Below are 17,115 nucleotides of genomic sequence, written 5' to 3' on the forward strand. Positions count from 1 at the left end.
CCTCAGAGGAATTGACGATGCAAACGGAATACGACTGTGTGGTGATCGGGGCAGGTCCAGCGGGCTGTACCGCGGCGGCTTTGGTTGCGGAAGCAGGTTATCGCGTGCTGCTGGTAGAACGTGAGAAGTTTCCACGATTTCACGTCGGCGAGTCTTTAATGCCGGAAGTGTTCTGGCCGCTGCAAAGGCTCGGCTTGATCGATCGCATGAAGCAGTCTCGTTTCGTACGCAAACACAGCGTCCAATTCGTTACATCCAACGGCAAGGATTCCGAACCATTCTTCTTTCAAGACCACGACCCTCGCGAAAGTAGCTTGACTTGGCAGGTAGAGCGAGCCGAATTCGACAAGATGATGTTCGATCGGGCTGCAGAACTGGGAGCGGATTGCGTGGACGAGACGCGCGTCCTGGATGTGCAGATTGATGCCGCCGGCGTTTGCTCAGGTGTAACGCTGCGTGACAAAGCGGGCAGCCAGCACCAGATATCTTGCCGAGTTGTAATGGATGGATCAGGTCAGCAATCGCTTATCGCCTCCAAACTTGGCTTGAAGAAGGTCGATCCAAATCTGAAAAAGTCCGCGATCTGGGGCTATTGGAAAGATGCGATTCGAGACCCGGGTGACAACGCGGGCGCGACGATCATTATGCATACCAAAGAAAAGGACAGCTGGTTTTGGTTTATTCCGCTTTCCAATGGTATCACAAGCATTGGTTGCGTAGGAGACCATGAATATATGCTCAAGCGAGACACGGCGACCGAACAGACATACCATGACGAGATTGCTATTTGCCCCGGCTTGCTGCCGAGGTTAGAGAACGCGACGCAGGTCGGCAAAACCCACGTGGCTAAAGAGTACACTTACTCCACCACTCAACATGCAGGCCAAGGCTGGGTACTGATTGGCGATGCTTTCGGGTTCATCGACCCGATCTATTCCTCGGGCGTTTTCTTCGCGTTGGTCACAGGCGAGAAAGCCGCTGACGCTGTGATAGCCGGATTGAAGAAAAACGATCTCTCGGAACAACAGCTTGCAAGCTGGTGCAAGGAATTCAAGAGCGGCGCATCGTGGGTGCGAAAATTGGTCGATGCTTTTTACAGCAAGGAGTTCAGCTTCGGTGGCTTCATGCGAGAACATCCGCAATTTCGAGGCAATCTTACCGACCTATTGATTGGCCGGATTTTTTACGATGGAGTCGGTGAAATATTCGACGAAATGGACCCGGCCATGGAAGCTGCCGAACCAATGGCGAAAACTTAAATCCAGCCAATTTGTTCTACGCAATAGCCGGGCATGCTGAGCACTACAGGCGGCTTCGAAACGCGAACCGCTTGACTCTTGCCAACGTCCTGAGACCTACATTCCGTCCAAGCTCTTAATCTTGGATCATCTGCATCAGTCCACGCAAAACTAAGTCGTGGTAGCTGACGATGCCTAAAACCTTGCCATTTTCGATCACCGGAGCCCGGGTGATCGAAAAACTCTCCAGCAGTTTGGCACAGTAACGGATGTTCATGCTGGGCGAAATACCCAACACAGGCTTGGCCATAATTTCGTAGAGGTTGATACGTTCCGGCGAGCGGTCGGCTCCGAGAACTTTCTTGGCAATGTCCGAAAGCAGCACTAAACCATACTCGTCGTCATCGTCGCGTTTGTCCACGATCAATGCCCGTGTCTCCGGATGCTTCATCGCCAGCAAAGCTTCCTTTACTGTAAGTTTTCCGTCAACCAAATCAAACTGGGTTTTCATTACGTCGACGACCCGGACAACTTGTTTTCCGCTCATAGTTTCTCCTCAACAACTTGTGTTAACTTTTCGATTTGATGGCTGACCCCAACCGCGTCTTCAACATCGATCTGAATTGCGATTCCAGTTCCCGGCTTCTCGTCAAACTGGGCAACACGACCAATGGTCTCGAGAATTTCGCGGCTTAGATGACTTTCCACCAGGAACAGCACTACGTCGCGTTGGCTCTCTAAGGATAGGCCAAGAAACGACTTCGTCGGCTTCAGCCCTTCACCGCGAGCGTTGCCGATGATGGTTGCACCAGTCGCGCCCGTGTCGCGTGCTGCTTGCATGACGGAATTCGTTTTGTCATCGTCCACGAACGCAATAATCAGTTTGAATCGCATCGATTTTGCTCCTGTGAAATTCTATAGTGGTGAATCAATTTTTCGAGCCCGTTGCGTCTGTCGCAGCAATCCTAGCGCGTCGCGCATCGGCCCACGCCGCAAGTTGTGCATAAGCCATCACCGCGATGATCGGAAAAAGCGCCGTCGTTGCGATTAGGCCGAAGCCGTCAATCGCCGGGTTTCTGCCCGGAATACGACTGGCCAACCCGAGCCCGAGGGCGGCTATCAGTGGAACAGTTACTGTGGAGGTCGTGACGCCGCCAGAATCATAAGCGATCGGAATGATCTGTTTCGGAGCGTAGTATGTCTGCACCACCACGATGGCGTAGCCAGTCAAAATAAAGTACGGGAGTGGCGCACCGATGACAATCCGAAAGGTTCCAAGCGCAACCCCCAGACCGGCTCCCACCGCGACGGCCAGTCGCAGTCCGCGAGCTTGAATCGTACCGCCCGATACCTCTTCTGCCTTAATCGCTACGGCCATCAGTGCTGGTTCGGCTATCGTCGTGCTCATTCCAATCGCGAATGCAAATAAATAAGTCCAGTAGAATGCATACCAAGGTAAACTTAAATTGCCCTCATTCGCCATCGCACTGACCGGTTCGTCAAACTTCAGCCCCAAAGTCAACTGGTTCGCCATTTCTTCACCTAATGGAAACAACGCTAGTTGAAGGCCAAGTAGGAACATCGCCAAGCCGACAATCACGAAAGCAAATCCCCACAGTAGACGCGGAAAGTTTGCAACCGGTCTGCGAAGGACGACTAGTTGAAAAAATGCGATGATCGCCGCGATCGGCAGGACGTCATGTACCGTCGAATAAAGCGATTGTCCTAGCAACGATATCAACATCATGACCAGACGATCCCGAAAACGAGCACGAACAAGATCGGTGTCAAAGATGCCATGGCGATCAGTCCAAAACCGTCCGTCAGCGGACTACGCCCTCGGATACTAGATGCTAGCCCAATTCCCAGCGCTGCCGTCAACGGCACAGTGATCGTTGACGTGGTTACTCCACCAGAATCGTAAGCGATAGCAACGATATTCTCGGGAGCAAACGGTGTAACGACCATTACTAGCAGATAGCCGCTAATAATCATGTAGTGCAATGGCCAGCCTTTGATGATGCGAATGACGCCCAGCGACAACGCAATTCCGACGGACACTGCGACTGTGGCTCGCAACGCGAATGCAAAGCTGTTTTGCATGTTCGTTATTTGATCGCTCGTGCCCTCGAATTCCCGCAAGGTTGAAGCCTTAGAAGCAATCGCAATCAACGAGGGCTCGGCAAACGTGGTGCCAAAGCCCAACGCGAAAGCGAAGGCGAGCAACCATGGCACGCTGCCCTTCCTCGCAAAATCGTACGCCATGCCTTCGCCAAGCGGGAACAGACCCATCTCCAAACCGGCAATAAACAAGGACAGGCCGGCGACCACGAACGCAAGACCGACGACCAACTTGCCTGTGTTCGGCAGCGGCTGACGGAACACAATCAGTTGGAAGAACAGAACCACTGCGATGATTGGCAGCAAATCGCGAAAGCTGCCCCACAGCGGACGGGTCACTGCACCCGCGAATTTTTTTAACTCCGCCGTTCCCAATCAGGACTCCTTCTTTCCTATTCCGCCAATCCAGTCTGATTTCTGCGACACGTAAAATCTGTCGACGGAGCACTCTCCCAGAGACAGCACCGGCAATCGACTTCATGCTCGTCACCGGCGAGTCAGCTTCCACATGTCAGTTCTTTCTTATAGCGGCTAAGGAACCAATTACCAAGTTGCCTATGCGGCGGTAATAAAAATCTTTCCGTCTTTCTTAACGCCTCAAAGTTCAAATGGTCGCTCGCCCAGTAGCAGTGTGCGGTTGTGTCCCAGATAAGCCGGGATGCAGAAGAGTGGCTACGACGTACACCGGAAGCACACTGGCAGTGCGACAGAAGCTCGTTTCTGACGCTTCGTGAGTTCTGATACGCATCCGGCTCGAGAAACCCGGCATACCAATAAAGAAAAGCTCACGGGTCCCTGAAAAAGAAAGACCAGTGAGCTTAAGATCTTAGATTGCCTAACAAGCAATCGACGAAACTACGCGTTCTTTTTGCGAAACCGACGAAACGCAACGCCACCGATTGCAAGCATCAACGCTGCGGTGCTGGACGGTTCTGGCACAGCCGTTGCGCCAACCGCATAGCCCGGAGAGCCAATGTCTGAGCCTGCTGTAAAAAATCCGTCGCCATTAAATGACGCAACATAAGCACCGTTCTCACCAGCGACACTCACGCCCAGTTCGTTGTCAAAGGCATCCCATTCAAATGTAGAACCATTTGTTGCCGTCGAGAAACCTCGGCTCGTAACTTCGGTGTTCGCCGCGTCATATATGTAAATTGTGTCACCGTTAGAACTGAAACCGGGGATTCCAGTAGCGCCAAGGTTAACTACTTGAACACTTGCAGCTACATTCCAGTCCGTTCTCCAAGCGGCTTCCGCGCCGAGCGTTTCTTGCGTTACGATGATTGATTCGCCAGCAGCGATTGATGTTATTGCACCGAACGAAGCGACGCCAGGTAATGCGGAATCATCATCCCACGACCAGCCTGTAATATCTACTGCTGCAACTCCACTATTGGTTAGCTCAAACCAGTCCGAATTGCTCGTGCCGGCACCATGCGATGATGACGACATTACTTCAGTGATGATAATTGCTGCGTGTGAAACGGTTGGCAGCGTCAGTAGACAGGTTAAAGCAAGGCAGACAATGCGCATAAGAAATCTCCGATATGAGTTAGAATGCATTCCGAACACGCGGAGATCTTATTACGGTTATTTTAAGTTTGCGGGTAGGTTGTGTTAAGATACGGTGAGGATTCAAGCGGCTTGTGCGCACTCGCTTGACATCGGTCAAGAAATAGAATAGCGCGCGTCGATCCGATCTGGTTGAGATAGCTTGTGCCGCACAATCGATTGCTCACGGGCAACGCTTGGATATTTGCTTGGTGCGAAAAACTAAAGAGTTGCGCCAGAGACGGCGAGAGCGTAAATGCGCGAGGGCTGTTCGTCAGCAAAATCATTGTCGGTCGCAATCAGAAGAATCTGCTCGCCCGATTCTAACTTTGGACCAAAGCAGACGCCTTCGATCTTGGCTGCGATCTTATCCGCAGCGATGCCCAAGTTAGGATCTAGCAGGTCGACGAAAAGCTGCTTGTCCATCGCGGGCTGGCTAGCCAGTATGTTCTGTGCCGTTTCGTCGATCCTATCGATCGAATTTGATGACTCTGAAATGGTAATTCGATATAGCCGTTTAATGCTCGCGGCCAAATCTTTCTTGCTATCACGTTCTAGGCACAGCAGAGTCTGAGAATCCAACACGACAAGTTCGCTGATGCCACATTTCTTAGCTTCCAGCTTGTACAGGAACTGCCCGTTGGCCTTTCCTTCGTTGTCAAATCTCAAGAACCTACAGTAGCCACCGTCGTCAATAGGCTTACTGCCGTCGCTAGCGTCCTCAACCAGGTCCTGAACTAGAGGCTTCTGTAGGGCTGCAAATATCTGCTTGCCATCAGCACTGACCGCAAGTCCCTCAAAACCGCCATTGTCCTGTCGCCCAAATGTGACCTGTGATTCGTCGCAGTAGTCATAACTGTTCGGCTTGAACGCTTTCGGAATCGACCACTGCCTAATCTGAACACCATTAAAATCAAAGCTTCTGATGTCGGGGCCATATTCATCAGAAATCAGCAACTGTTTGTCCAAAACACGAATGGCCTCAGGGTCAAGCCGCAAGCCGCTCGCTTGATCGATTTTCGCTAAACCACTCAGTGCTTCACCGTGCTCATTTTGCAGCATCGTAGTGGCAACTAGTTTGTAGCTTAACTGGTTTTCGTTTGCGTCGTAACGGATTTGCATGCGGTGGAATCGGCAAGCGTAATTGCATGCACCGTCCATCGGGCCACGGTCTGGCAGCAACAGGTATTCATCGTTGCCAAGATACTCAATGCCCGAAATCCCACCGAACCGAGCAGCAGACCTTCCATTTTCAAGCGTCGTGTCTAGCCCTGATCGGTCTTCGAAATCCGCGGCAATCTCCACAATACCCAATAATCTTACGTGCTGGTCGGCACAACAAGCGTTTGGGCCTAAAAAAGTGAGGACGCCCAGCACGATCATGCAATTTGAAACTATGTGGCGAACATTCATACAAATTACGTCTAAGCAATGGGCGGAAAACGAATGGACCGTCAGAGTCCGAAAAGGAGTCCTGACACCTTTATTTGCCGCTAGTTCTTGGGCACTTTGTCTTGTGCATCGCGAGTCGCTAGGGCAGCAAGCGTCAGTCCGTCAATCGTTGTGTTTAGAACGTGAACCGATCCGTCGCCGCGAACCGATACGGCTCCGGCCGCATGGAATCCGTAGATTTCGCTGTCGTTGGAGCAGTTAATGAAACACTTGCCGTCCTTTACCAATGTTACTTTACCTGAACCACTAGTATCGTTCTGCAAACCCTGAAGGTTGCCGCCATCTATGCTGAAGCCGTTATCGATATCAGCCCAACCCCAACCATCAGCTGTGAACGGAGTGTTAAGCACGACGCCTTTGCTGGGATTCGCACCTTCCTTACCGTTGATGAAAAGTCCAGGACGGCCAGCGTCTTCCGCGATGAAAATCGTATTCGAAAGTCCATCAATGATCATCGCTGCGCGAACTCCGTCCGGGCCGCGTCCCAATGCCCCTAGCTTTTCCTTGGTGTTGATGCTTGCGCCGCCCGAGACAACCCAGACAGAGTTACGAACTGCGTTGATAGCTCCATAGTCAGCATAACCAAACTGAGGCTGGCCATAATGAATGCCGCGATTCTTGTAGAGCGGGACAGACGGGGTTGCACGCAATGAAGGAACCGATGGACAGCGAAAGACAGGGATATCAACAGTCGTTGCGTCGACATTCGTGCTATCCCACCAGCTCGACTGGCGGTTGTAGTCCTGGTACGTGACGCTTTGCTCAAAAAATGGAAGTACCATCGATTGCCAGCCGACTTCGTAAGTCGGTTTGCTCAACTTAATTCGGCTGGGCGGGAATCGCTTATGCGCACTCTCATAGCCTAACAAGGCGATGCCAATCTGCCTAACGTTGCTTTGGCAAGACATCAATCGAGCCGACTCGCGCGACGACTGAATTGCCGGAAGCAAAAGTGACGCGATAATTCCGATGATGGCAATGACAACAAGCAATTCCACTAAAGTGAACGCTTTATATGATCGCACACGGTAACTTCGCATCCATTTGAGTCCTTTTTTGCGAGGCCTGCACCAATTGCCCTGCCGCCTACACTTTGCGGCACAATTGGGAGTATCCTATCGATGCTGACTACCACAAAAAACCGCCACTTCGTTAAGATGTTGTTAAGTCTAGATGGACGCGATACGCTAACTTTCCATTCCTCTTGTCGAATCTGAACCGAAACTGATAGATGATTGACACCGAAGCCATCAAAGAATTGCGGGTTAGCTTAAAACATGACTGGCGAACTTTGGCGGCGACGGATCTCGCGTTTAAAATCCTATCCTTCGCAGTTCTCACTCCCATTCTCAGCGTCTTGATCCAAATCCTGCTAAGGGTCAGTGGGCACGAGATTTTGTCGGACGTCGACATCGCTCTGTTCCTCACCGGACCCTTTGGTTGGCTGAGCGTCATCCTGGTCGGAGCAGTATGGCTCGGCATCTTTGCGTTAGAGCAATCTGCACTGTTGTCGATTCTCGCGACAAGGACCAACGGTGCCAAGCCGAGTCTGCTTAACGCTGTTCGATTCGCCTTGGTGCACAGCGTATCGGTCCTACGCGTAACGGGACGCATTGCTGGCTGGTCGCTAGTCGTATTGGCTCCCTTTGTCATACTCGCCGCAGTCGTTTACCGTCGCTTACTCACCGAATACGACATCAACTACTACTTACAAGAGCGTCCGCAAGAGTTTACGTTTGCTGTGTCGGCCGGCGCAATCATTGTCGCACTTCTATCGCTCATCTTGATTCGTTTCTATTCCGGTTGGTTTCTTTCGTTGCCGCTGGTACTCTTCGACAAGACCAACCCACGCAGAGCACTCCCGACGAGTTCTCGGAAGATTGCTGGGCGGCGCTATCAAGTGTTAACCTGGATTATGTTGTGGGGGGCGGCGGGGCTCGCAATCAATCTCCTGGCAACCGTAGTCGTCGCCGGAATCGGAGATGTGCTGATTCCTTCAAGCGTCAGTTCCATAACCTGGCTCGCAGCCCGCGTTGGGTTGATGCTGGCTCTTCTGAGCACCGTTAGTTTGTTGTTGAACGCCATCGGTACAATCTCATTCTCGTTCGTCTTGTATTATGCTTACCGTTCGATGCACCCGGCATCGCTTTCGGCCATGCAGCAAACGATCGAAAGCGAATCGCGGCAAGGCAAATCGCTACCGACGTTGACGCGAACCAGACTTGCCGCGGCTGGCCTCACCGGAGCAGCTTGCTCGATGGTGCTAGGAGTCGTAACAATCCAAGCATTACAAACGGATGACGTTACACAAGTCATGGCGCACCGTGGCGCTTCCAAAGTTGCGCCCGAGAACTCCTTAGCCGCAATTCGTTCTGCAATCGAAATGGAAGCTGACTGGGTTGAGATCGACGTTCAAGAAACGGTTGACGGCGAAGTCGTCGTGGTTCACGACAGCGACTTTATGAAGCTATCTCGCAATTCGCTCAAGATCTGGGATGCCCGCTATGAAGACCTCGCGAAAATAGATATCGGCAGCTGGCTTGATTCGAAGTTTGCCGACGAAAGAGTGCCAAAACTCGCCGATGTCCTCGAGTTGTGCAAGGGACGTATCGGTGTAATCATCGAACTAAAGTACTACGGGCACGACCAGCAACTTGAACAACGGGTCGCGGAAATCGTAGAATCGTTTGCCATGCAGGACGAAGTGATGGTGATGTCTTTGAAGCTAGAGGGCGTCAAAAAGTTTCGTTCGCTACGTCCCAGTTGGAAATGCGGCGTACTCATGTCAGTCGCCGTCGGCAACGTAAATCGTATCGACGCCGATTTCTTTGCAATTAACGCTCGATTTGCCACCCGCAGCTTCATCAAGCGAGCTCACAAAGCTGGAAAAGAAGTCTTCGTGTGGACTGTCAACGATCCTGTCACCATGTCTACGATGATGAATCGCGGCGTGAACGGCTTGTTAACAGATTGCCCCGATATGGCTCGCCAAGTCCTCCTCGAACGCGAAGAGATGAGCAGCTCCGAACGGCTCGTTACCGAAGCGGCCATCTTTCTGGGCGTTGAACCCAAGATCAGCGAACAATAAACGAAGCAACCTTTATCACTCCGGAGCAATGGGTTGCTGCTGCGTCGCACAGTGAAACGCTCCCAGGCCCCAAATGAGATCCGAAGCGTCCAGCGGCACAATTGTGCGATCCGGAAAATGTTCCGCGATGACTCGAATGGCCGCGTCGTCCGTTTCACGAAAGCCAAACGTAGGCACCAACACAATCGAATTCGCAATATAAAAGTTACAGTAGCTTTCCGGAACGCGTTTACCAGCGACGTAACGCGGCGGTGGCGTCATCAGCGGCACGACATCCAAGCTGCGATCGTGCGCATCGGTCATCTTCGTCAGCAAGCCATATTGCTGTGCGAGCTTCGGAAAATTTTCATCGTCGCTAGTGTACGAAACAGCCGCCAGCACCACTCCCGGTTTGGTAAATCGCACAAGCTGGTCAATGTGGCTGTCAGTGTCATCTCCCGAAAGTGCTCCGCCGTCGACCCAGAGCACTTTGCGAACGCCCAGTTCCGCCTTCAAGTGTCCCTCGACATCGGACCGAGTGTAATTTGGGTTCCGCGAAGCCGCCATCAAGCAACTGCTGGTCGTAAGCAGCGTACCTTCTCCGTCCGTTTCGATACCGCCACCCTCACACGTCAGTGAGCACGAGCTCGCTTCGACGTTCGCGATGCTAGCGATTCGTTTAGCGTTTTGCGCGTCTTCGTCCCACGGAGGATACTTGCCGCCCCACGCGTTAAAGTTCCAATCGACAGCGCCAGTCTTCCGCGTTCGAGTGTCATGAACGAACGTTGGTCCATAATCTCGGATCCAAACATCGTTGGTCACAACGTCGTGAACCATGACGTTCGGTCTTTCGGACAAGGCCGCTTGTGCTCTCTTCAGCGATTCAGGTGGCCCGCCTAAAACATGGACTGGTTCTACTTCGGCGATGATTTCAATCATCCGCTGCACAACGGGCTCGATCGGCTCAAACCGGTTCGGCCAAGTCTCCAGGTTATGTGGCCAAGCGATCCAAGTGGCCGCATGTCGCGTCCACTCGGCCGGCCAATATCGCCCATTTGTAGCAACTACTGCGCTCGAGGATGGACTGCTCATGAGTCGATCCATCGCTTTGTTAAATCACCGTACGCGTCGATTCGGCGATCGCGCAAGAACGGCCAGTGCGTCCGCGCTCGATCCGACAAAGCCAGATCGCATTCCACAATCACCGTTTCTTCCTGGTTATGACTTGCGCGATGGATCAAATTGCCGTAAGGATCATACGCGAAAGAGGCTCCCCAAAATTCGAGTTCCCCCTCGACACCTACTCGGTTTGCTGCGCCGACAAAAAGACCATTTGCGATGGCATGCGACCGCATCATCGTCTCCCAAGCCTCATGTTGGCTTTCCCCGACCGAATCCTTGTCTGTTTCCGACCAACCGATCGCCGTAGGATAGAGCAAAATCTGAGCCCCGGCCAACGCGAACAGCCGAGCCGTCTCTGGGTACCACTGGTCCCAACAAACACCTACGCCTAACTTCGCGAACTTTGTTTTTGCTACAACAAACCCAGTGTCGCCGGGCGTAAAGTAAAATTTTTCGTAATACAAAGGATCATCGGGAATGTGCATCTTGCGATACATGCCCGTCATTTTACCATCCACATCGAAGACAACCGCTGTATTGTGGTACAAACCCGGAGCACGGCGTTCGAACAGAGATCCCGTGACGACGACACCATGCTGCTTTGCCGCGGCCGCCATCGCATCGGACGTAGGCCCAGGAATCGATTCCGCCCACGAAAACCTATCGTGATCTTCGGACTGGCACGGATATAGACCAGGGAACAGCTCTTGAAGACAAACAATCTGAGCACCTTCCGCCGCCGCTTCGGCAACTTTTTGGAGTGCTTTTTCCACGTTTGCCTTGCGGTCTTCGCCACAAGACATTTGGACGAGTGCCAATGTAACTCGATTCATTACCACGCTTTCGAAGTGTACTGCCGTCGAAAACCATATTGTACGCAATCACCGTATCTTGCAAACGGATCTACGACAAGCTACCCAACTTTTAAATCGGGTAACACGCTCACATTCGGCTTTCGCCCGACACCGAGGGCTTCGAGTTTCTTCACAATTACCGCGGCAGCTCGCGTCGAAGCGCCAGTGCCACCGCATTGCTGGTAGACACTTTGCAAATTATCAAGCTGTTGCTCTCGAGCAGCGGGGTCTGCGATCAATCGCGACATAGAATCCATCAACCGAGGCACGATTTCACGCGAGCGACCGATCGCCAAGAACTCGGGGACGATTTCTTTGTTGGCAATGATATTAGGAAGCGACATAAATCGCACATCGGTCAGTCGCGTTGCAACGGCATACGTCGAACGCGTCGCATGATAAACCACATTCGCCGGTTTGCGTCGCGCGAGCAGCTCCAGCGAAACCGATCCGCTCTTCATCAGCACACATCGACTAACGGAAATGACTTCGCTGGTCTTTCCAACGTGAAGCTGAATTGGAAGTCCTGCGTTCTCAGACTCAGCGAGCATTGAACGCACGAGGTTCGCATGTTTTTCATTGAGGCACGCGACATCAAAGCATACTTCGGGGAACCGCACCGCTAAGTGACTGATGACTTCGAACTGGATCGGCCAAATGTTTTCCACTTCCTTGCGACGTGAACCAGGGAGAACCGCGACTCGATTAGGATTGTCTGCCAGTTTCGCATCAATCCAGTCTTGATCAAGCTCGTGTTGAGCCACATGTTCAAAGAATGGATGACCGACGAACTCGGAATCCATACCGTGTGCCTGAAAGAAAGCGTGCTCCATAGGCAACGCAGACAACACTGTGTCCACCGTTCGCTTCATTTTGCGGATGCGCCATTGTCCCCACGCCCAAAGTTGCGGAGGCAAATAATAGAAAACGGGAATGCCGACGCGTTTCGCTTCCTTCGCAATATGCCAGTTGAATCCTGGAAAGTCGACGAGGATAACTGCGTCGATCTTGTTGGTCGCAAAGATCTTTTTCGCTTGCGCTTTCAGGGCAAAGAACTCGCGCAGCTTGGGAAGCACTTCCGCGAAGCCGACTACTGCGAGCTGAGTCAAATCGAAATCTTGCCGCAAACCATGCTCGACCATTTGTTCGCCACCAAAGCCGCGAAATTTTATCTCGGGGGCTATTGCGTGCAAGGCTCGCATCAAACCGGCGGCATGAAGATCGCCACTAGGCTCACCAACAGAGAAAAAGATAGTCGTCATGTACAGCTTTGATATCTATCGACAATTGCAAAAATAAAACTCACCGCAGGCGGACGGCATCACGCAGGGGGGCCGGCAGTTCATTGAGATCGGTGCCCAGCTGTTTAAAGGCTGCGGCCACCAAATCAAGTTGCTCGGCGGCAGTCGAACTTTCGTCCATAAACAAGATATGTTGCTTGGCGATTCGGCACAGTCCGCCAGCGACTCCCGCACGATGCAAGAATCGCAGCTCAACGCCTTTGTTCTTTAGACGCGAAAAACCAAGATTAACTAAATCAATGGTATGCATGGCTTTCGAATTGTACGAGTAAGGTTGACATCGGCAGGTCAAATTCGGTACTAACTAACTCAGTTGAAATACTGCTTTCGAATTTAGCTTAGCGATTTTAACACTCCGAATCTATCCAGATTGCTCGCGTCACGCGGCACCACGACTGGCGGCTGCAGCAATGCTAGCTGACAGTCCAAACAAGGTCTCAAGTATGTCGAAAAAGGCCAGTCCTCAACTGGAAACCGTCGCACCCAACAATGTTGCGACATCGCCCACGCTCGAGCAACTCCAGGATCGCTTGGCGTCGCTGGAACAGCTAGCGGTTGTTGGCGAGCTATCGAGCACGGTGACGCATGAGTTCAATAACGTTTTGATGACCATCCTGAATTACGCTCAATTGGGGCTGCGTCACAAGGACGACCAGACGCGCGACAAAGCTTTGCAGAAGATCCACGACAGTGCGACTCGCGCCGCCAAGATCTGTGCAACCGTATTGTCGTTAAACCGCAGCGGTACGAGCGAGAATCCGTCGACCGACTTGCGAGCCACGGTACGTGATACGCTAGTACTGTTGGAGCGTGAGCTTCAGAAGTACCGGATCAATGTCGAGCATCAATTGGATGAAGTTCCGCCGGCTGCCATCGACGCTTCGCAGATTCAACGCATCTTGATTAACATGGTGACGAACGCTCGGCAAGCGATCGGAGAGCGTGGCACGATCACGATCAAGCTAACTCGCGACACCGTACCGACTCAGGTGCTACTATCGATTCGCGATACTGGGGCGGGCATAAAGGCAGAGTTGCTGCCAAAGATTTTTGAACGATTCTTTACGACCAAAGCCGGTCCAGACGCATCGGGCAAAGGGGGCACGGGGCTAGGATTATCGATGTGCCGCGAGATCATTGAAAACGCCAAAGGTCGCATCCGAGTCGAAAGTGCCATCGGCAAAGGCACTGTCTTCACCATCCGCCTCCCAATCGCCACCCCTCAAACCAAACGCCAATCCGCCTAACGCTCCGTTCGCACTCCTCCACGTTCGTAGTCCCCACGTTCGTAGTCCCCACGTTCGTAGTCCCGCCTTCAGGCGGCTCAAGCGCAACCAAATCCGGCTAAAGCCGGTACTACAAACCATTCGTAGTCCCACCGTCAGGTGCCACCATCCTCCTTGATCACACGCTAGCTGCGTGTAGTGAGCAGTTCGTCGATCAGATAGACTTAAGCGATGAATACGGTTTACATTGAAACATCTATCGTTAGCTATCTCCGGCAACGCCCGAGCTCTCAGGTGGTGATGGCGGCGCGCCAGCTTTTGACGAGCAAATGGTGGAAAACCGAGCGAGCCAACTACGAACTTGTTGTGTCGCAATACGTGCTCGATGAGGCATCGTGCGGGGATCCTATTTTGGCTGCCGAACGCATACAGGTACTGGCGGGGATTCCACTACTTCCAAATGCTCCGCAGATTACGCAAATTGCGAACGAGATCATGACTCGAGCGATTCTGCCACCAAAAGCGCAGGTTGACGCGTTGCACATCGCCACGGTAGCCCATCATCGAATACAATACTTATTGACTTGGAACTGCAAGCACATTGCAAACGCGAAGATCTTGCCCCGTATCCATCAGGTTCTCACCGACGCTGGGGTTCCCATTCCGGTGATTTGCACGCCAGAGGAGTTGCTTGGAAATGATTCAGAAATCGACGACTGAAACGCCAATTGAAGAAATTCACCGCATCCGACGCGAAATATCTGACCGATTCGGTGGCGACATTGATGCAATCGCTGCCGACGCGGACCGCCGTGCGCAAGCGTCTGGCCGACCAATTTGGAAGGGTAAAACGACGAACCAAACGATGCAACGGAGCAGCGGAGGCGACGTTTCTGGCAATGGTGAGTCAACTCCCGCCGCCCCTTGATGCGGGCCGTTCGCTGGATAGATTCCATGCTCAATCATCCTAAACCGCTAACTGTTCTCCTCTGGCGTTGCTCGATTGCGATTGCAATCCTTTTTGCGGCTGGATGCGAGATCGGTTTCGGACCAGGTGTATTGGATTGGTCGTATGATCTGCCTGGTGGTTGCTATATTTGGCGCGCATCTTCACACACGATCGAGATACATGGTCGTATTGAGATTCCCGCGAAAGTTGTGGAACTGGACTTCGACAATCGATTCATGATTGCGAAACAGCAGCACTTGACTGAGCGGTCACCTAGAGATTCTTATATGATTCCCGACGATGGAAACTTTAACTGGTGGATCGGCGATTTCAAAGCGGGAACAACGATTGGACCGTTAGACGAATTTGAATTCGCGGAGCAACGCAATGCCCTTGGAGTCTCTGCAGAGCTTGTGCTCCACGATGTGTACGATTACAAACCCCACAACGACTAGAAATCATCGAACCAACCGTTGCACCCAAGAGCGCGAATGGGGCTATTGAAACGTTGACCTTTACCGCGTGGGCTGGCTGAACGGCACTGTTCGTCGACAGAATCAAAAATTGAGCAATCCGTATTCATCTCCCAAAACTGTTGACGCGGCTGCGTCGTATCCCATCGCGAATGTACTACGCATTATTTCCGCGGGCTCCTTCGCTTGTGGTTTCGTCGCATTCATGGCCTATTACGGTTACCCAGCGTTTATGAACGCGACGTGGTACTTCAGGATTTTGCCTGCACTATCACTTCTGGCATGCACGCTCGGAACGGTCGCACTGGCGTCTCCCTGGCAACCAACAATCATTGCAAAATGGTCGATGTTACTGATCTCGCTTGGTATAACTTTTCCATTGGCATGCATATGCCTCGCTGCTGGATTGCATGCAACCTCGAAGTATGGCGTCTTTTTGCTTTTCCCGCGTGTTTTCATGTTTCTGGTTGCATCAGTTACATCCTGGATTGCATCGAAGCGGATCCACGGAAACTCACGCGGGCGGCGCCTTGCCTGTATCGGGTATGGGCTTGGCATACTCCAATTTATGACCTCGGTTGTAGATTTCCTGTACACTGAATGGTCAACTTGACAGGTACGACGAAGGCGTTTTGAAATGGAAGAACTCTCGTCGCGGCGAGTTGATCGCAATCGTTCTGTCCATTAAAAGGGATTCGCTCCAATCAATGAAACCAAGCGTTTTAATTGCGATACCGCCGGCACTTGGTATTGTCGCATCGATCTGGCCAATGGAGAGAATGTTCCTCGCGTTGATCTGCGTTGTACTATTGGTTATCAGCACGTCAGCAATGTTTGCGATCCGTTCAATACGCCATTTATTGCTAAACACGGGTGCTATTGCCGTACTCCTATCCACGGTCGTATTCGACATGCCGCTGAAAATGGTGTTCCACTCATGTCGTCCAGAGTTCGATCGGATCGCTGATGCGGTTGAGGCTGGAGCCGTTGTCGAAACACCGCTTTGGATTGGGCCAATCCGCATCTGCAAGGTAGAACGTGATCGCAATCAAGTTGTCTGCTTATGGACTGACGATAATGCTGGAGGCAATTGTGGATTCGTTCGACATAGGCCGTCCGACTTGCCGTTTAACCTTTGGAGTCACGTTGCGATGGACGACTACTGGCAGTTCATTCACGAGGACTAACACAGTTGGACAGAACCAAGGATTGCATCCAAGCGGCGCTCAGGCACACAGACAAAGCAATGATTTATCCCGCCGCTGGGTGAATCGATATGTTCTACTTGATTTGCCAAATGCCAACTATTGAAAACTCGACACGTAAACGCAGGTTGCAGATTTCTCTTAGGATGGCGTTCGCATTCGTGACAATTTGCGCTTTGGGAATTTGGACTGTTTTGAACTGGGAGCAACTTTCGCTTCGCTTTAAATTTGACACGCCCATTGATGTTAACTCCGTGTCACTCGTGGGTATTAACGATGATTCGATGATTTTGAACATTGACGGTGAACGCGTCACCTCTCAAAGCTCCCAGACTCTGAACAGAATCATCTTTGGCTTGGCCACTGATAACGAAATTGACCTAGAAGACTCATTGACGATTGGCGGTGTTTGGCGTAGAGACTCAAATCCACCATTGTATACTATTAGAATTGGTGACGAGTTCGTACCGTCGCGATGAAACCACTGGATTCGCGGAATAACAAAACGGTGAGCCGAAGCCGCGGATGGCGCGTTTTATGAAATCCTGGATTCTAG

The 17,115-nt window shown here is 52.0% G+C and carries 19 protein-coding genes; 8 read left to right on the top strand and 11 right to left on the bottom strand.

The genetic code is table 11. The features are described from left to right. Nucleotides 1–17: 17 nt before the first annotated feature. Nucleotides 18–1,259: an NAD(P)/FAD-dependent oxidoreductase gene (locus SH451x_RS08930; RefSeq protein WP_479362105.1), complete on the top strand. Its 1,242-nt coding sequence runs from the start codon at nucleotides 18–20 to the stop codon at nucleotides 1,257–1,259. Between the two features lie 115 nt (nucleotides 1,260–1,374). Here the strand turns inward: SH451x_RS08930 and SH451x_RS08935 are convergent, their stop codons facing one another. The 7 genes from SH451x_RS08935 to SH451x_RS08965 form a co-directional block, all read right to left on the bottom strand. Further along, nucleotides 1,375–1,785, bottom strand: coding sequence for a CBS domain-containing protein (locus tag SH451x_RS08935; RefSeq protein ID WP_479362106.1), 411 nt, complete (start codon nucleotides 1,783–1,785; stop codon nucleotides 1,375–1,377). Beyond that, a complete protein-coding gene (locus SH451x_RS08940; protein ID WP_479362107.1) occupies nucleotides 1,782–2,132 on the bottom strand; it encodes a P-II family nitrogen regulator in 351 nt (116 codons plus the stop codon). Before SH451x_RS08940 ends, SH451x_RS08935 begins: the two co-directional genes overlap by 4 nt. A 34-nt stretch (nucleotides 2,133–2,166) precedes the next feature. Further along, nucleotides 2,167–2,985 carry a DUF1538 domain-containing protein gene (locus SH451x_RS08945; RefSeq protein WP_479362108.1) on the bottom strand — a complete coding sequence of 273 codons (819 nt, stop codon included), beginning with the start codon at nucleotides 2,983–2,985 and terminating at the stop codon, nucleotides 2,167–2,169. Beyond that, nucleotides 2,982–3,698: a DUF1538 family protein gene (locus SH451x_RS08950; RefSeq protein ID WP_479362109.1), complete on the bottom strand. Its 717-nt coding sequence runs from the start codon at nucleotides 3,696–3,698 to the stop codon at nucleotides 2,982–2,984. Before SH451x_RS08950 ends, SH451x_RS08945 begins: the two co-directional genes overlap by 4 nt. Nucleotides 3,699–4,214: 516 nt before the next feature. Beyond that, nucleotides 4,215–4,922 carry a lamin tail domain-containing protein gene (locus tag SH451x_RS08955; protein ID WP_479362110.1) on the bottom strand — a complete coding sequence of 236 codons (708 nt, stop codon included), beginning with the start codon at nucleotides 4,920–4,922 and terminating at the stop codon, nucleotides 4,215–4,217. A 210-nt stretch (nucleotides 4,923–5,132) separates the two neighbouring features. Then, the gene (locus SH451x_RS08960; RefSeq protein ID WP_479362111.1) at nucleotides 5,133–6,323 is read right to left on the bottom strand and encodes an esterase-like activity of phytase family protein; all 1,191 of its coding nucleotides are present in this window, start codon (nucleotides 6,321–6,323) and stop codon (nucleotides 5,133–5,135) included. An 80-nt stretch (nucleotides 6,324–6,403) separates the two neighbouring features. Next, the gene (locus SH451x_RS08965) at nucleotides 6,404–7,402 is read right to left on the bottom strand and encodes a DUF1559 domain-containing protein (RefSeq protein ID WP_479362112.1); all 999 of its coding nucleotides are present in this window, start codon (nucleotides 7,400–7,402) and stop codon (nucleotides 6,404–6,406) included. Nucleotides 7,403–7,593: 191 nt separating this feature from the next. On the opposite strand from SH451x_RS08965, the gene SH451x_RS08970 reads away from it, so the two are divergent. Further along, nucleotides 7,594–9,450 (top strand): glycerophosphodiester phosphodiesterase family protein, encoded by a 1,857-nt coding sequence (locus SH451x_RS08970; RefSeq protein ID WP_479362113.1) that lies wholly within the window; start codon nucleotides 7,594–7,596, stop codon nucleotides 9,448–9,450. Nucleotides 9,451–9,465: 15 nt separating this feature from the next. On the opposite strand, the gene SH451x_RS08975 is transcribed toward SH451x_RS08970, so the two are convergent. The 4 genes from SH451x_RS08975 to SH451x_RS08990 form a co-directional block, all read right to left on the bottom strand. After that, on the bottom strand, nucleotides 9,466–10,521 hold the full coding sequence (locus SH451x_RS08975; protein WP_479362114.1) for an agmatine deiminase family protein: 1,056 nt from the start codon (nucleotides 10,519–10,521) through the stop codon (nucleotides 9,466–9,468). Further along, entirely contained in the window at nucleotides 10,518–11,384 is an 867-nt protein-coding gene (locus SH451x_RS08980) for a carbon-nitrogen hydrolase (RefSeq protein ID WP_479362115.1), read from the bottom strand. The genes SH451x_RS08975 and SH451x_RS08980 overlap by 4 nt, the downstream gene beginning before the upstream one ends. Nucleotides 11,385–11,464: 80 nt before the next feature. Continuing rightward, complete coding sequence (gene lpxB / locus SH451x_RS08985) at nucleotides 11,465–12,667, bottom strand: lipid-A-disaccharide synthase (protein ID WP_479362116.1); 1,203 nt, start codon at nucleotides 12,665–12,667, stop codon at nucleotides 11,465–11,467. A gap of 40 nt (nucleotides 12,668–12,707) precedes the next feature. Continuing rightward, the gene (locus SH451x_RS08990) at nucleotides 12,708–12,956 is read right to left on the bottom strand and encodes a hypothetical protein (protein ID WP_479362117.1); all 249 of its coding nucleotides are present in this window, start codon (nucleotides 12,954–12,956) and stop codon (nucleotides 12,708–12,710) included. Between the two features lie 193 nt (nucleotides 12,957–13,149). On the opposite strand from SH451x_RS08990, the gene SH451x_RS08995 reads away from it, so the two are divergent. The 6 genes from SH451x_RS08995 (at nucleotide 13,150) to SH451x_RS09020 (ending at nucleotide 17,038) form a co-directional block, all read left to right on the top strand. Next, nucleotides 13,150–13,953, top strand: coding sequence for a sensor histidine kinase (locus SH451x_RS08995; RefSeq protein ID WP_479362118.1), 804 nt, complete (start codon nucleotides 13,150–13,152; stop codon nucleotides 13,951–13,953). 210 nt (nucleotides 13,954–14,163) lie between these two features. Next, a complete protein-coding gene (locus tag SH451x_RS09000) occupies nucleotides 14,164–14,652 on the top strand; it encodes a type II toxin-antitoxin system VapC family toxin (protein WP_479362119.1) in 489 nt (162 codons plus the stop codon). After that, complete coding sequence (locus SH451x_RS09005; protein WP_479362120.1) at nucleotides 14,630–14,860, top strand: hypothetical protein; 231 nt, start codon at nucleotides 14,630–14,632, stop codon at nucleotides 14,858–14,860. Before SH451x_RS09000 ends, SH451x_RS09005 begins: the two co-directional genes overlap by 23 nt. 26 nt (nucleotides 14,861–14,886) lie before the next feature. Then, nucleotides 14,887–15,336, top strand: a complete 450-nt coding sequence (locus tag SH451x_RS09010; RefSeq protein ID WP_479362121.1) for a DUF3997 domain-containing protein — start codon at nucleotides 14,887–14,889, stop codon at nucleotides 15,334–15,336. 725 nt (nucleotides 15,337–16,061) lie between these two features. Beyond that, entirely contained in the window at nucleotides 16,062–16,541 is a 480-nt protein-coding gene (locus SH451x_RS09015; RefSeq protein WP_479362122.1) for a hypothetical protein, read from the top strand. Nucleotides 16,542–16,651: 110 nt separating this feature from the next. After that, nucleotides 16,652–17,038 carry a hypothetical protein gene (locus SH451x_RS09020; RefSeq protein ID WP_479362123.1) on the top strand — a complete coding sequence of 129 codons (387 nt, stop codon included), beginning with the start codon at nucleotides 16,652–16,654 and terminating at the stop codon, nucleotides 17,036–17,038. Nucleotides 17,039–17,115: the final 77 nt, after the last annotated feature.

The sequence above is a fragment of the Njordella aestuarii genome (genome assembly GCF_056494165.1).